Consider the following 15,469-nt stretch of genomic DNA (forward strand, 5'->3'; position numbering starts at 1 on the left):
ACTCGCCTGAACCGCTTGCCCTGCTCGTCGTGGTTGTTCGGAGGAGAACTCAGCCGATGTCAGACAGCTCTTCCTTGCCGCCCGTGCGGCTGCACTCCGAGGCGCAGCTCGCGCGGGCCGCGCTCGCCGCGCCGCTGCTCTCCCGCGCCGCGCGGCTGGCCCGCTGGGCGGGCCCCGCCACCCGCGTCGGAGCGGGGGGCGAACTCGTCGAGGAACAGCTTCCCGAGGCCGCCGGCGTTCTCGGCCTGTCCGGCGACGAGGCCGCCGCCCTCGCCGGCGAGGCCTGGCGGGTGGCCGTCGACGCCGGGCTCGTCGAGGTCGTCGACGAGGAGGAGGGCACCGTCGGCACGGGCGAGGACCTCGCCCTGCTCACCTCCGGCGCCCCGCAGGACGTCCTCGGCGTCTGGCTCGGCGCGCTCGACACCGTGCTGGCCGACGCGAGCGTGCCCGACCTCGGCGATCTCGTCGACGCCATGGACGGGGAGGGCGAGATCGATCTCGCCGCCCTGGACTGGGACCCCGAGGCGGAGTCCGACTTCCTCGACGGGGTGCTCGGCAACCTGTATCTGCTGACCGTCGGCGAGGACGCGCTCGGCGAGGTGCCGGTGCCGCTGCCCGCGCTCGCCGCCTCGATGATCCTGCCCGACGACATGGGCGAGCCCACCAACGACGTCCTGGAACAGGTCTCGAACGCCATGATGCGGCTCGACGACCAGTTCCGGCTGCTGGAGCCCATCGGCCTCGTCGAGTTCCAGCCGGTCGACGAGGCCCTGATGGCGGACGCCGCCGAGGAGCCGCCCGCCGCCGACGACATGGACGTGTCGCGCTACGGGGTGGTGCGCCTTACACCGCTCGGTCTGTACGGACTGCGCGCCCGGCTGATCGAGGCGGGCTTCTCCGCCCCGGCGGTCGGCGAGCTGACGGACAAGGGCGCGGACGCCCTGCTGGACGGCACCGCCGACTTCCCCCCGGCCGCCGCGCAGGCCGAGATCGAGCAGTGGCTCGCCCGGCGTGAACCGCTGTCCGCCGCACAGGAGCTGCTGTCCGCGGCGCGTGGCGCCGACAGCGGAGCCCCGCTGCGCCGGCTGCACTGCCAGCAGGCGCTCGCCCTGGTCGGTGTGGAGGCCGAGACCGCGCTGCGCGAGGTGCTCGACGACGCCGAACTGGGCGGTCTCGCCCGGGTCTGGCTCTCCGAGCACGGCGCGGCCGACGTGCCCCCGCCGTCCGAGTCGATGGTCTTCTGGCTCACCATCGACACGGTGGCGGCGCAGCTCGCCGCCGAAGGGAACTCCGCCGAACTCCAGGCGCTGGTGGAGGGCCTGGCCCAGCAGCACAGCGGCTTCTTCGACTCGGCGTGGCGGGTCGACCACCCCGCCGCCCCGGACGTCCTGGAGGCCATGGGCCGGCTGCACCCCGACAAGAAGGTGGCCAAGGAAGCCCGCAAGGCGGCGTTCAAGGCGCGATCGCAACAGGGAGGCTGAACGGGGCGCCCCGTGCAGCGAGCCCGTGCCGTGACCTGGCGCGGTGAGCCGGTGCGGTGAGCCGGGACACGGACGCGGGGACAGGGGCGCGCGGACAGGGACGCGGGGACACGGACGCGGGGACAGGGGCGCGCGGATACGGGCGCGCGGAGCCTCGCGTTCCCCCTGCGCCGGTCGGGTGGATTCACCCAAGCGGGACCTCCGAAGTCGGCGCGCGTTCAACTCGCGTTCAGTCGGGGGCGGGACGGTGTGGCCGCGAACCGAGGTCGTCACCCCCGCACGACAGTCCGAGTCCACCGTCACAGGAGACATCACATGTCGCTCACTCGCAGGGACTTCGCCAGACAGTCCGCGATCACCGGCGCGGGCGTGGTCCTGACCGGCAGCGTCGGCGCCCTCGCCACGGCCCCGAATGCGCTCGCCGCCACGGAGACGGTCACCGACGGCGCGGCCGAGGACGCGGCGGAGGCCCGGCACGGTGGCGTCGGCTACGGTCCCCTCGTCACCGACCCGAAGGGCCTCCTCTCGTTGCCCGCCGGGTTCTCCTACCGGGTCATCACCTACAGCGGCCGTACGAAACTGGACTCGGGTGAGTTCACGCCGTCCAACCACGACGGCACCTCCACCTTCGACGGCCCGCGCGGCGCCACCCTCCTCGTCAACAACCACGAGCTCAAGGGCCCCCGCGCCGGCTGGACATACCCCGTGCCGCTCACCGAGGGACTGGTCTACGACCCGGCCGCGTCCGGCGGCTGTACGGTCGTCGAGGTGCGCCACGACCAGGTCGCCGAATGGGTCGGCGTCGCGGGCACCTCCACCAACTGCGCCGGCGGAAACACCCCTTGGGGCACCTGGCTCACCTGCGAGGAGACCGAGGACAAGGCCGGCCAGAACGGCATGACCAAGGACCACGGCTACGTCTTCGAGGTCGACCCCCAGGACCGCCGCCGCAACAAGAACCCCAAGCCCGTGAAGGCGCTGGGCCGTTACGCCCACGAGGCCGTCGTCGTCGACCCCCGGCGCGGCCGGCTCTACCTCACCGAGGACGCCTCGGGCCCCAACGGCCTGCTCTACCGCTGGACGCCCCCGCAGGGCTTCGAGCACGGCCACGGACAGCTCGCCACCCTCGCGGACGACGCCGGGGCCCTCCAGGCCTTCAAGTGCTTCGACTCCGGCGGCAAGTTCGTGGACGACCTCTCCCGCGCCACCCGGATCGGCACGGTGTACGGCGTGGACTGGGTCGACGTCCCCGACCGTGACGCCGGGACCGTCTCCGTCCGCAAGCAGTTCACCGACGGCCAGGTCACCCGCGCCCGCAAGCTCGAAGGCATGTGGTGGGGCGACGGCGGCGTCTACGTCGTCTCCTCCTACGCCCGCGCCGAGAGCCCCGGCCAGGCCCACGACGGAGCGGTCTGGTTCTACGACCCGGGGCGCCGCACCCTGACGCTGAAGGTCCTCATCGGCGTGAACCCGAACCCTTCCGAGGACGGCGCCTTCGACGGCCCCGACAACATCACCGTCTCCCCGTACGGCGGCCTCGTCATCGCCGAGGACGGCGAGGGAATCCAGCACCTCTTCGGCGCCACCGAGAGCGGCCGTACGTATCCGATCGCCCGCAACGAGCTCAACATCGGCACCGCCGAGGCGCCGGCGTACAGCGAGTTCACCGGCGTCACCTTCTCGCCCGACGGCCGGACCCTCTTCGCCAACATCCAGGAACCGGGCATCATGCTGGCCGTCACCGGCCCCTGGAAGCGCCAGAAGCGCGGCTGAACTCCCGCCGGTTCCAACGGAATTAATTCGCTCGCCCGACGCGCGGCCACCCTCCTAAAGTGATGCATGTCCAGGTGCGAAGGCAGGACCTACTTCCACTGATAATGGGGCGGTCGCGGGTTCGAGTCCCGCCATCGGTACAACGCGCCGATGTAGCTCAGGGGTTAGAGCACCTACGTCGGTTCCGCCGACTTCGATCTCTGGACACCACAACTTCACGCACCTCCCGGTGCGCGGGCCGCAGCTACTTCTCTTTCAAAGAATCCACGCCGCGGCCGACTTGATCTCGGGAGGCGCAGCTCATGGTGGGTGCCCGGTGCGCAGGCAACGGTTACTTCATTGGGATCGGAAGGTCGCGGGTTCAAGTCCCGTCATCGGCTTCAGGTCGGTGTAGCTCAGTCGGTAGAGCATCTGAACAGTTCCGTCGCCGACTCCTGATCTCGGGCACCCTCCATTTGCTGTGCCTCCCTCCGAAACACGACGTCACCGTCGCAGAAGGAATTCGGGGGAATTCACCATGGCACGATTCAACACCAAGGCGGCCAAGGCGCAGCCCACTTCCCGCGTCACGTCCACCGGCCGTGTGCTGCGCACCCACCAGGGCGGCCTCGGCCGCGAGCGCGACGCGCGCTCCGAGCTCTTCCTGCTCGCGATCGCCAACTTCGTCTCGCAGCAGACCTTCTACGAGACCGGCGCGGACCGCGACGACCGGTTCGCCACGCTGGTGCGCGAGCTCGCCGTCGCCGACCCGTCCTGGACCGCCGCACTGCTCGGCTGGCTGCGCGGCGAGGGCAACCTGCGCACCGCCTCGATCGTGGGCGCCGCCGAGTACGTGAAGGCACGCCTCGACGCGGGTGCCACCGACGGCCCCGCCAACCGGCAGGTCATCGCCTCCGTGCTGCGCCGTCCGGACGAGCCGGGCGAGCTGCTCGCCTACTGGACCTCCCAGTACGGCCGCAACGTGCCCAAGCCCGTCAAGCGGGGCATCGCCGACGCCGTACGCCGTCTCTACAACGGCAAGTCGCTGCTGAAGTACGACACCGCGTCCAAGGGCTACCGCTTCGGCGACATCCTCAACCTCGTGCACGCGGCGCCGGACCCCGCCAAGCCGTGGCAGGGCGACCTGTTCCAGTACGCGCTGGACCGGCGCCACAACCCGGACACGGCGGTCGTCCCCAAGTCGCTGCCCATGGTCGCCGCCCACCGGGACCTGATGGCGCTGCGGCCCGCCAAGCGGCGCAAGGTCGTGACCGGCGCGCAGGGCGCGCAGCGCCTGGCGGACGCGGGCATGACCTGGGAGGCGCTGGCCGGCTGGCTGCAGGGACCGATGGACAAGGCGGCCTGGGAGGCCGTCATCCCGTCCATGGGCGCGATGGCGCTCGTCCGCAACCTGCGCAACTTCGACGAGGCCGGTGTCAGCGACGAGGTGGCGGCGCGGGTCGCCGCGAAGATCAGCGACCCGGCGGAGGTCGCGCGTTCGCGGCAGTTCCCGTTCCGCTACCTCGCGGCCTACCAGCACGCGCCGTCGCTGCGCTGGTCGTACCCGCTGGAGCAGGCGCTCGGCCACTCGCTGGCCAACGTGCCCGCACTGCCGGGCCGGACCCTGGTGCTCGTGGACCGCTCGGGTTCGATGTTCTACTCGCGGCTGTCGGAGCGCTCCGAGCTCAACCGGGCCGACGCGGCGGCGATCTTCGGCACGGCGCTCGCGCTGCGGGCGGCGGACGCGGACCTCGTCGAGTTCGGCACGACCAGCAAGCGAGTCGAGTTCAGCACGGGCGAGTCGGTGCTCAAGGTCATCGGCCGGTTCGGTGATCTCGGCGGCACCAACACGAGCGAGGCCGTCCGCGAGCACTACAGGAAGCACGACCGGATCCTGATCGTCACCGACGAGCAGGCCACGTACAGCCACTACGGCGACCCGACCGAGCAGGTCCCGGCGCACGTACCCGTCTACACCTGGAACCTCGCCGGCTACCGGGCGGGCCACGGCCCGTCCGGAAAGGGCAACAGGCACACCTTCGGCGGACTCTCGGACGTGGCCTTCCGGCTGGTGCCGCTGCTGGAGTCGGCGCGCGACGCGGACTGGCCGTGGGCCTGAGGAACCGGCGCGGGCCCGTGGGCCAGGCGGACGCGTGAGGCCCCCGGGCTCGTGGGAGGAGCGCGGCCCGTACTTCGGTGCGGGCCGCGCTCTTCGTGCGTACCGGGATGTCAGAGGGACTGGGCCGCCGGTTTCACCATGCCTCGGACCGTGCGGGACTTGACGAACTCGCCCATGGCCGTCATGTCCCATTCACCGGAGAACTGCTTGATGAGCTTGGCCATCATGACGCCCGTCTGGGCCTCGGCGTTGGTGAGGTCGAAGCGGACGAGCTCCTCGCCGGTGGTGGCGTCGATGAGGCGGCAGTAGGCCTTGGCCACCTCGGTGAACTTCTGGCCGGAGAAGGAGTTCACGGTGAAGACGAGGCCGGTGACCTCCGGGGGCAGCCGGCCGAGGTCGACGGTGATCACCTCGTCGTCTCCGCCGCCCTCGCCCGTGAGGTTGTCGCCGGCGTGCTTGATCGCGCCGTTCACGATGGAGAGCTTGCCGAAGTAGCAGCTGTCGATGTGGTTGCGCTGCGGGCCGTAGGCGATGACCGAGGCGTCCAGGTCGATGTCCTTGCCGAGGAACGCGGGCTCCCAGCCGAGGCCCATTTGGACCTTGGAGAGGAACGGACTGCCGCCCTTGACCAGGGAGACCGTCTGGTTCTTCTGGAGGCTGACCCGGCCCTTGTCGAGATTGATCTTGCCGGTGGAGGCGGGGGCCACCGGGGGAGCCGGGGGAGCCGGGGGAGCGGCCGGGACCGGCGGTGCGGTGACGCGCGGGTCCGTCGGCGGGGCCGGGGGCGCCGCCGGGGGCTGCGGTACGGAGGCGGGCCGGGCGGCGGCGGGGGCGGGTTCCTCCACGCTCACGCCGAAGTCGGTGGCGATGCCCGCCAGCCCGTTCGCGTAGCCCTGGCCGACCGCGCGGGCCTTCCAGGCGCCGTTGCGGAGGTAGACCTCGACGATCACCAGGGCCGTCTCCGCGCCCAGCTGGGGCGGGGTGAAGGTGGCCAGGACCGTGTTGGCGTCCGCGTCGCGGATCGTCGCGGTGGGTTCGATGCCCTGGAACGACTGACCGGCCGCGTCGGGGCTCGCCGTGACCACGATCTTCTCGATGCCCGGGGGGACCGCGGTGGTGTCGACCGTGATCGCGTCGGGCGCCGTGCCGCCGCCCGAGCGGTAGGTCACGCCGGGGCCGGCGGGCTGGTTGTAGAAGATGAAGTCCGCGTCGGAGCGCACCTTGCCGTCGGCGGTGAGCAGCAGGCTCGACACGTCGAGCCGCACCGGTGCGGAGACGTCCACCGTCACGCGGGAGACGGGGAGAGGGATGTTCGAGCCGGGGGTCATAGCTGTCATGACTGGGGTAACGAGCGGAGGCGCTTTACCGTTCCCTTACCCAAGGGTGAGTTGCGGGGGCATGTCCTCCTTCGCCCCCGCAACCCGGACTCGGTACCAGGGCCAACCTGGACTCGGTACCAGGGCCAACCCGGACTCGGTTCTAGGGCACGACGACGATCTTGCGGCCCACGCCCGACGCGAACTGTTCCAGGGCCTCGGGATAGCTCGTCAGGGGGAGGCGGTCGCTGATGAGGACCGACGGGTCGAGGACGCCCGTGGCGAAGAGCTCCGCGGCACGCTCGAAGCTGTGGAGGACGGCCATCGAGCCGGTGATCGTGAGCTCCTGGTTGTAGATGCGGTACGGGTCGATGGTGACCCGGGTGGCGTAGTCGGCCACGCCGAACTGGAGGAAGGTGCCCGCCTTGGCCACCCGGTCCAGGCCGTCCTGGATCGCGGCCGCGTTCCCCGTCGCGTCGACGACCACGTCCCAGCCCCGCGGGCGGTCCAGTTCGTCGGGGTTCGCCGCCGCCCCGGAGACGCCGAGCAGCCGGGCGGTGGCCAGCCGCTCGGGGTTCACGTCGACGACGTCCACGCTCGCCGCGCCGGTGCGCTTGGCGAGCTCCAGCATCATCAGGCCCATCGTCCCGGAGCCGTAGATCAGGACGTGGGCACCGAGCCGGGACCGCAGGACGTCGTAGCCGCGGACGGCGCAGGAGAGCGGTTCGATCAGGGCCGCGTCCTGGGTCCCGACGTGTTCGGGGAGCTTCACGCAGTTCGCGACGGGGGCGGTCGCGTACTGGGCGGCGCCGCCCGCGGTGGTCACACCGATGGCGGCCCACCGCTCGCAGAGGTTGTTGCGGCCCGTACGGCAGTGGCGGCACTCGTGGCAGTACAGGGACGGGTCGACGGCCACCCGGTCGCCGACCACGAGCTCCGTGACCCGGGTGCCGACGCCGACCACCTCGCCGGCGAACTCGTGCCCCGGCACGATCGGCAGTTCGGGCGCGAACTCGCCCTGGAGGATGTGCAGATCGGTGCCGCACAGGCCGCAGGCGGCGACCTCGACCACGACCTCGCGGGGGCCCGGCGTCGGGTCCGGGACCTCGGCCACGACGGCACGCCCGACGGACTCGATGACTGCGGCCTTCATTTCACGGCTCCCAACGACAGGCCCTGGACCAGCTTGTCCTGGGCGGCGAACCCCGCGGCGAGCACCGGCAGGGAGATCACGAGCGACGCGGCGCACACCTTCGCCAGGAACAGGCCCTGGCTGGTGATGAATCCGGTCAGGAAGACGGGGGCGGTCTCCGCGACCACGCCCGTGAGCACCCGGGCGAAGAGCAGTTCGTTCCAGCTGAAGATGAAGCAGATCAGGGCGGTGGCGGCGATGCCCGGCAGGGCGATGGGCGCCACCACGCGGGTGAGGACGGTCGGCAGCCGGGCGCCGTCGATCCGCGCGGCCTCGATCACCGCGACGGGGACCTCGGCGAGGAACGACTGCATCATCCATACCGCGATCGGCAGGTTCATCGAGGTGTAGAGGACGACCAGCAGCCAGATGTTGTCGAGCATGCCGGTGTTCTTGGCGAAGAGGTAGATCGGCAGCAGACCGGCCACCACCGGCAGCATCTTGGTCGACAGGAAGAAGAACAGGACGTCCGTCCACTTCTTCACCGGGCGGACGGAGAGCGCGTACGCGGCCGGGAGGGCGAGGAGCAGGACGAAGACGGTGGACACGACCGACGCCACCGTGGAGTTGACGAGCGCGGGCCAGGGGCTCGCGCCGCCGCCCGTGCCGAAGAACTCCCGGTAGCCGTCGAGGGTCAGGGCCGCGCCGAAGGACGGCGGGTTCTTCGCCGCGTCCGGCTCGGAGTGGAAGGACGTCAGGGCCATCCAGGCGACGGGCAGGAAGAAGACGATGCCCAGCACCCAGGCCAGCAGGCCCAGGCCGGTTCCCCTGGCGCGGCGCGCGCGGACGTGGGGCGCGGTGGTGCTCATCAGCGGGACCCCTCCTCGCGGAACAGGGACGACACCACGCGCAGTGCGAAGGTCGCGATGACGATCGAGCCGATGACCACCAGGACGCCCGCGGCCGAGGCGAGGCCGTTCTCGTGGGCCTGGTAGAAGCTCTGGTAGACGGTGTAGGGCAGGTTCGCGGTGCCGAGGCCCCCTGAGGTGAGGGTGAAGACCGCGTCGAAGTTCTGGACGATGTAGATCGAGCCGAGCAGGGCGCCCAGTTCGAGGTAGCGGCGCAGATGCGGGAGCGTGAGGTGGCGGAAGACCTGCCAGTCGTTCGCGCCGTCCACCCGGGCCGCCTCGATCTGCTGGTGGTCGCGGCTCTGCAGGCCGGCGAGCAGGATCAGCATCATGAACGGCGTCCACTGCCAGACCAGGGACGCTTCGACCGCGAGCAGCGGGGTGTTGGAGATCCAGTCGGGCTGGGGACCGCCCACATAGTGCAACAGCCCATTGAGCAGGCCGTATTCAGGGTTGTAGAGCACATGCTTCCAGAGGAGGGCCGCGGCGACCGGGACCACCAGGAAGGGCGCGATCAGCAGGGTGCGGACGATGCCGCGCCCCCGGAACCTCCGGTCCAGGAGCAGGGCCAGGACCAGGCCGAGGACCAGGCTGACGAGGACGACGGTGACGGTCAGCAGGATCGTCGTCCAGACGGAGTGGCGCAGACCGGCGTCGGACAGGACGTCCGAGTAGTTGCCGAAGCCGGTGAAGCGGCGGGCCTTGGGATAGAGGGCGTTCCAGTCGAAGAACGAGATCACCAGCGTTGCCACGAAGGGCAGTTGGGTCACCACGATCATGAAGACCAGGGCGGGGAGCAGCGGGCCGCGGGTGGCCCAGGCGCGCAGCCGGGCGGACGGCTGCCGATGGGTGCGTACGGGGGGAGCGGCCACGCGGGCCGTGGTCGTGGCGGTCATCGTCCCTCGTACTCCTTGGAGATCTTCTCGGCGAGTTTCTGGGACTTGCTCAGCGCCGAGTCGACGGACTGGCGTCCGGCGATGGCCGCGCTGATCTCCTGCGAGACCTTGGTGCCGAGGTCGGTGAACTCGGGGATGCCGACGAACTGGATGCCGGGCGCGGGGCGCGGCTGTGTTCCGGGGTCGCGCGGCCGGGCGCCCTCGATGGCCTCGCGGGTCATCTCCTGGAAGGCTCCGGCCTCCTTGCGGTAGGCGGCGTTCGTGTACGTCGACGCGCGTTTGCCCGCCGGGACGTTCGACCAGCCCGTGGTGTCCCCGACCAGTTGCTCGTACCGTCGGCCGGAGGCCCAGGAGATGAACTTCCAGGCCTTGTCCGAGTTGTGCGAGGCCTTCTGGAGTCCCCAGGCCCAGGTGTAGAGCCAGCCGGAGGACGCGGTCTTCTCGACGGGGGCCGGGACGTAGCCGAGCTTGCCCCGGACCGGGGAGTCCTTGGCCTCCAGCAGGCCCGCGGCCGAGGTGGCGTCGTACCACATGGCCGTCTTGCCCTGGGTCATGTTGTTGAGGCACTCGGCGAAGCCGGACTGGGCGGCACCGGACTCGCCGTGTTCGCGTACGAGGTTCACGTAGAAGCGGGTGGCCCTCTCGAACTCCGGTGAGTTCAGGCGCGCTTTCCAGCCCTTGTCGAACCAGGTGCCCCCGAAGGTGTTGACCACGGTGGTGAGGGGAGCCATGAGTTCGCCCCAGCCGGGGAGGCCGCGCAGGCAGATGCCCTTCATGCCGGGTTCGGCCCCGTCGGCGGCGGCGGCCAGCCTGCCCACCTGCTCCCAGGTGGGGTGCGCGGGCATGGTCAGCCCCTTCGCGGCGAACACGTCCTTGCGGTACATCAGGAAGGACGACTCGCCGTAGAACGGCTGTCCGTAGAGCTTTCCGTCGGCGGCGGTCAGCGACTGCCGCATGGGCTTCAGGATGTCCTGCTCGTCGTAGGCGCTGTCCTCGCGTACGTACGAGTCCATCTCGTGCAGCCAGCCGTTGCGGGCGTAGATCGGTATCTCGTAGTTGGAGAGCGTGGCGACGTCGTACTGGCCCGCCTGGTTGGCGAAGTCCTGGCTGATCTTGTCGCGGACGTCGTTCTCCGGCAGGACGGTGAAGTTCACCTTGATGCCGGTCTCCCGGGTGAAGTGGGCCTCGGTGAGTTTCTGCAGCTCGACCATCTGCGGGTTGTTGACCATCAGGACGTTGATGGAGTTCCCGCCGGAGCCCGTCCCGCCCGCTCCGGTCCAGCAGCCGGAGAGGAGCGGGGAGAGCAGCGTCCCTGCGGCGGCCGCGGCGAGCAGTGCGCGCGGCCTCCGTCGGCTCGGGGTTCGCATGGATCACTCCTGGAGGAATGGGTGGATAAAGGGTGGGTCGGGGCGTAAGGGTGCCCCGCAGTGGGTGAGTCGGGCCGTCGGGTTCGGTGGGGGTGGGGGAGATGGCGGTTCGGGTCGGCCGGGGTGTCAGACGCGGATGACCTGGGGGCCCTGGAGCGAGTAGCGGTGTGCCTCGGAGGCCGGGAGCAGCGTGCTCGTGACGATCGTCTCCAGGGCGCCGACGCCGGCGAACCGGCAGAAGCTGACGGCGCCGAACTTGGTGTGGACCCCGGCGAAGACCGTGCGCCGGGAGGCCCTGATCGCCTGCGCCTTGACCTCGCTGACCGCCGGGTCGGGGGTGGTGAGGCCGTGTTCGCGGGAGATGCCGTTGGCGCCGATGAACGCGAGGTCGATGACGAAGCCGGCGAGCATCTTCGTCGTCCAGTGGTCGACCGTCGCGAGGGTGCCGGGGCGGACCCGGCCGCCGAGCAGCAGGACGCTCGTGTTCCCGGCCCCGGCGAGCGCGCCGGCCGCGGCGAGGGAGGCGGTGACCACGGTCAACGGCCGGTCCCTGGGCAGTGCTTCGGCGATGAGCTGCGGGGTGAAGCCCTCGTCGATGAAGACGGTCTCGGCGTCCCCGGTCAACTCGGCCGCCGCGGCGGCGATCCGGCGCTTCTCGGGCACATGGCTGGTGGTGCGGAAGGCGAGTGTCGTCTCGAAACCGGCGCTCTCCACGGGATAGGCGCCGCCGTGGGTGCGGCGCACCAGGCCGTGGTCCTCCAGGGTGCGCAGATCGCGCCGTACGGTCTCCTTGGCGACGCCGAGTTCGCCGGCGAGTTCGGTGACGTCGACCGAGCCCGTGCGGCGCGCGGTCCGGACGATCTCGCGCTGCCGTTCTTCCGCCGTCATCGCCGCCATGGCCGTCACCCGCTCCCTCGCGCTCCGTCACGCGGTGCCCGTTCGGGCCCGGTGGAGCCCTTGAGGGAAGTTCTACAGCGGGCGTCGGTCGCGGACCAGGCCTGTTGCGGGCCCGATACTGCCCGGCTGGGCCCGTTCGGTGCCGTGGCCGCCCGCGGCGGACCTGGGGCGGAGCGGGTGGTGAGGTGGGATCGGGCAGAGTCCGTGCCCGAACACGGGAGCGGGCGGGCCCGTTCGGTGCCCGCCCGCCGTTTCGCCGCCCGTCCCCGCCGTGGCGTCAGTACGGCCAGACCGGCGGGTGCGTCGTGAAGTGGCCGCCCAGGTGGGCGTGGTCCGGGTTGCCCGGGTCGAGGTCGCCCTGCTCGGCGATGATCTTCTCGGCGTACGGCTCGGAGTCGTCGCGCGGCTCGTAGCCGAGGGCCCGCGCGCTCGAAAGGTCCCACCACAGGCGGGTGTTGGCGGACGAGCCGTAGACGACCGTGTGGCCGACGTCCTCGGCGGTCAGGGCCGCGTGGAAGAGCCGGGCGCCGTCCTCGGGGCTCATCCACACCGAGAGCATGCGCACGCTGGTGGGCTCCGGGAAGCAGGACCCGATGCGCACCGAGACGGTCTCCAGGCCGTGCTTGTCCCAGTAGAACTGGGCCAGGTCCTCACCGAACGACTTGGACAGGCCGTAGAACGTGTCCGGGCGGCGCGGGGTGTCGATCGGGATCAGCGGGTCGTCCCCCCGCGGGCGCGGGGTGAAGCCCACCGCGTGGTTGGAGGAGGCGAAGACGATCCGGCGTACGCCTTCCTCCCGCGCCGCTTCGTACAGGTTGTACGTTCCCTCGATGTTGGCCTTGAGGATCTTGTCGAAGGAGGCTTCCAGGGAGATGCCCGCGAGGTGGATGATCGCGTCGACGCCCCGCACCGCCTCGCGCAGCGCCGCCCGGTCGGCGAGGTCCGCGGTGATCGCGTCCGGCTCGCCCTCGACGGGCAGCACGTCGAGCAGGCGCAGCTCGTAGCCGTACTCCGGCAGTAGCCCGCGCATCAGGGTGCCGAGTCCGCCGGCGGCGCCGGTGAGCAGAACGGTGCGGGGAGCGGGCATGCGGGGGTCTCCTCGGTGCGGGCCGGCGGGTCGGGGCGGGCTCCGCCGGGCACCCGGCGGAAGGCTCTGAGGCATGGCCGTATTCGTGTATGACATTCACATCCATGGACACGCTAAGGAGCGTCGACGCGCCACGTCAAGTGTCACGTGGAGGGGGGAAATCCGCCTTCGTGTTGCGGGTTTGTGTGCTTGACCGGCCCCGAGGTGGCGGCTTAGCGTGGGCGTGTTCAGAGATATGGACGTGGATCAGAAACGTGCACTCGGTGGGCACCTTTTAAGGGAGAGTCCGTGACGTCAGCCCCTCTTGCCGCTCGGCTGAGCATCCCCAGCGGGCCGCTCTTCTTCCCCGTCACCGCGTACGGCCCCGACGGCACCGTCGATCTCGACGTCTACCGGGAGCACGTGCGGCGCGGCGTCGAGGCCGGAGCCGCGGCGGTCTTCGCGTGCTGCGGCACCGGCGAGTTCCACGCGCTCGTGCCCGAGGAGTTCGAGGCCTGCGTCCGGGCGGCGGTGGAGGCGACCGCGGGACGCGTGCCGGTGGTCGCGGGCGCCGGATACGGGACCGCGCTCGCCGTGCGCTACGCGCGCCTCGCGGAGGCCGCCGGAGCGGACGGGCTGCTCGCCATGCCGCCGTATCTCGTCTCGGCCGGGCAGGAGGGCCTGCTCCGGCACTACCGGGAGATCGCCGCCGCCACCTCCCTGGACGTCATCGTCTACCAGCGCGACAACGCCGTCTTCACCCCCGGGAGCGTGATCGAACTCGCCCGCACCGACGGGATCATCGGGTTCAAGGACGGGCTCGGCGACCTGGACCTGATGCAGCGGATCGTCAGCGCCGTACGGAGCGAGGTGCCCGGCGACTTCCTGTACTTCAACGGCCTGCCGACGGCCGAACTGACCGGACTCGCCTACCGGGGACTGGGGATCACGCTCTACTCCTCGGCGGTCTTCTGCTTCGCCCCCGAGATCGCGCTGGCCTTCCACCGGGCCCTGAACACCGGCGACGACACGACCGTGAACCGGCTGCTGGACGGTTTCTACCGGCCCTTCGTCGACCTGCGGGCGCTGGGACGCGGCTACGCGGTCGCCCTCGTCAAGGCGGGCGTCCGGCTGCGCGGACTGGACGTCGGCGAGGTGCGGCCCCCGCTGAACGAACCGGCCGAGGACCATGTCAAACAGCTCGCGCAGCTGATCGACCGCGGGTACGCGCTCCTTGAGGAGGACATGTGAGGACGTCGGCGTTCCTGTACCCCTGGGACGTCAACGGCGACCCGGAGGCCGCCGCCAGGACGGCCGCGCTCGGGGTGAGCCAGGTGACCCTCGCGTCCGCCTACCACTCCACACGCGCGGCGACGCCCCGCCACCCCCGGCACCGGATCGTCACGGCCTCGCACGCCGCCGTGCTGTACCCGGTGGACGAGGCACGGTGGCAGGGGCGCGCCCTGCGCCCCTACCCGGCCGGTGACTGGGCGCCCGGCGACGCGTACGGCGAGGCCGCCGCCGCGCTCGCCGGGGCCGGGCTCGACGTCCACACCTGGGTCGTGCTCGCTCACAACTCCCGTATGGGGGAAGAACATCCGACGACTTCGGTCGTCAACGCCTACGGGGACCGCTACCCCTGGGCCCCCTGCGCGGCCCAGCCCGCCACGCGCGCCTACCTGGCCGACCTCGCGGTGGAGGCCGCGGTCCGGCCCGGCGCCGCCGGCACGGAACTGGAGTCGCTCGGCTGGTACGGGCTCGCCCATCTGCACGCCCACGACAAGATCGGCGGCGCCCCGCTCGGGGACGCCGGCCACTACCTCATGTCGCTCTGCTTCTGCGCCGCGTGCGCGGACGGATACGACCGACAGGGCCTCGACGCCGAGGAGTTGGCGTCGTTCGTACGCGGAGCCCTGGAGCCCGTGTGGCGGGGGGCGCCGTCGGACGGGGGCTGGACCGGGGTCGAGAAGCTGCTCGGGGCGCGGACCGCCGGGCTCACCCGGGCGTGGCGTGACGAGGTGGCCCGGTCGCTGCAGGAGCGGACGGTCTCGGCGGTACGCGCCGCCGCGCCGCCCGGCTTCCAGGTCCTTCTGCACGCCGACCCGGTGTCCTACCACTGCGGCGCCAACGCCGGAGTCGACCCGCGGCACGTCCTGTCCGTGGCCGACGGAGTGGTGGTGCCCTGCACCGGGGGTGCCGGTCCGCTGACCCCGTTCGCGGAGGCCGTGCGGGCGGGCGCGCCGGGGCGGGTCCTGGCCGCCAACTTCACCGTGGTGTCGGGGATGGGCGGCCGGCCGGACACCCTGGCGGCGGACGCGGCGCACGCGGTCGAACTCGGCGCGACGGAACTGCGGCTGTATCACGCGGGGTTGGCCTCGGACACCGACCTGGAAACGGTACGGGGGGTGCTGGCGGGGCTGTAGCCCCGGCCCCTCGGGCGGGCATGTCCAGCCCCTCCGGCGTGTACATCCACCCTCCGGCGTGATGATCCAGCCCCTCCGGCATGTGAGGAGCGGGGTCCGGGGCGGACCCCGG

Annotated in this window: 12 protein-coding genes and 1 tRNA gene; 6 read left to right on the plus strand and 7 right to left on the minus strand. The window is 71.3% G+C overall.

The features are described 5' to 3' along the window. Positions 1 to 56 precede the first annotated feature (56 nt). The 4 genes from OHT01_RS29945 (at position 57) to OHT01_RS29960 (ending at position 5,352) form a co-directional block, all read left to right on the plus strand. Positions 57 to 1,481, plus strand: a complete 1,425-nt coding sequence (locus OHT01_RS29945; protein ID WP_328556216.1) for a hypothetical protein — start codon at positions 57 to 59, stop codon at positions 1,479 to 1,481. A gap of 315 nt (positions 1,482 to 1,796) precedes the next feature. Beyond that, complete coding sequence (locus OHT01_RS29950) at positions 1,797 to 3,254, plus strand: alkaline phosphatase PhoX (protein ID WP_328556217.1); 1,458 nt, start codon at positions 1,797 to 1,799, stop codon at positions 3,252 to 3,254. A gap of 67 nt (positions 3,255 to 3,321) precedes the next feature. After that, positions 3,322 to 3,391 (plus strand) — tRNA-Ile (locus OHT01_RS29955). A 380-nt stretch (positions 3,392 to 3,771) separates the two neighbouring features. Beyond that, positions 3,772 to 5,352, plus strand: a complete 1,581-nt coding sequence (locus OHT01_RS29960; RefSeq protein ID WP_328556218.1) for a TROVE domain-containing protein — start codon at positions 3,772 to 3,774, stop codon at positions 5,350 to 5,352. Between the two features lie 110 nt (positions 5,353 to 5,462). Here the strand turns inward: OHT01_RS29960 and OHT01_RS29965 are convergent, their stop codons facing one another. From OHT01_RS29965 to OHT01_RS29995, 7 genes are all read right to left on the minus strand, one after another. Continuing rightward, positions 5,463 to 6,680: a TerD family protein gene (locus OHT01_RS29965; RefSeq protein ID WP_328558321.1), complete on the minus strand. Its 1,218-nt coding sequence runs from the start codon at positions 6,678 to 6,680 to the stop codon at positions 5,463 to 5,465. A gap of 151 nt (positions 6,681 to 6,831) precedes the next feature. Further along, a complete protein-coding gene (locus OHT01_RS29970) occupies positions 6,832 to 7,821 on the minus strand; it encodes a zinc-dependent alcohol dehydrogenase family protein (protein WP_328556219.1) in 990 nt (329 codons plus the stop codon). Further along, on the minus strand, positions 7,818 to 8,669 hold the full coding sequence (locus tag OHT01_RS29975; protein WP_328556220.1) for a carbohydrate ABC transporter permease: 852 nt from the start codon (positions 8,667 to 8,669) through the stop codon (positions 7,818 to 7,820). The genes OHT01_RS29970 and OHT01_RS29975 overlap by 4 nt, the downstream gene beginning before the upstream one ends. Further along, positions 8,669 to 9,604, minus strand: coding sequence for a carbohydrate ABC transporter permease (locus OHT01_RS29980; protein ID WP_328556221.1), 936 nt, complete (start codon positions 9,602 to 9,604; stop codon positions 8,669 to 8,671). The genes OHT01_RS29975 and OHT01_RS29980 overlap by 1 nt, the downstream gene beginning before the upstream one ends. Next, positions 9,601 to 10,971: an ABC transporter substrate-binding protein gene (locus OHT01_RS29985; RefSeq protein ID WP_328556222.1), complete on the minus strand. Its 1,371-nt coding sequence runs from the start codon at positions 10,969 to 10,971 to the stop codon at positions 9,601 to 9,603. Before OHT01_RS29985 ends, OHT01_RS29980 begins: the two co-directional genes overlap by 4 nt. Positions 10,972 to 11,097: 126 nt before the next feature. Beyond that, entirely contained in the window at positions 11,098 to 11,868 is a 771-nt protein-coding gene (locus OHT01_RS29990; protein WP_328556223.1) for a DeoR/GlpR family DNA-binding transcription regulator, read from the minus strand. A gap of 277 nt (positions 11,869 to 12,145) precedes the next feature. Continuing rightward, a complete protein-coding gene (locus OHT01_RS29995; RefSeq protein WP_328556224.1) occupies positions 12,146 to 12,955 on the minus strand; it encodes an NAD-dependent epimerase/dehydratase family protein in 810 nt (269 codons plus the stop codon). 288 nt (positions 12,956 to 13,243) lie between these two features. On the opposite strand from OHT01_RS29995, the gene OHT01_RS30000 reads away from it, so the two are divergent. Both OHT01_RS30000 and OHT01_RS30005 read left to right on the plus strand, forming a co-directional pair. After that, the gene (locus OHT01_RS30000; RefSeq protein ID WP_328556225.1) at positions 13,244 to 14,185 is read left to right on the plus strand and encodes a 5-dehydro-4-deoxyglucarate dehydratase; all 942 of its coding nucleotides are present in this window, start codon (positions 13,244 to 13,246) and stop codon (positions 14,183 to 14,185) included. Further along, the gene (locus OHT01_RS30005; RefSeq protein WP_328556226.1) at positions 14,182 to 15,357 is read left to right on the plus strand and encodes a hypothetical protein; all 1,176 of its coding nucleotides are present in this window, start codon (positions 14,182 to 14,184) and stop codon (positions 15,355 to 15,357) included. The genes OHT01_RS30000 and OHT01_RS30005 overlap by 4 nt, the downstream gene beginning before the upstream one ends. Positions 15,358 to 15,469: the final 112 nt, after the last annotated feature.

The organism is Streptomyces sp. NBC_00358, from assembly GCF_036099295.1.
Lineage (GTDB): Bacteria > Actinomycetota > Actinomycetes > Streptomycetales > Streptomycetaceae > Streptomyces.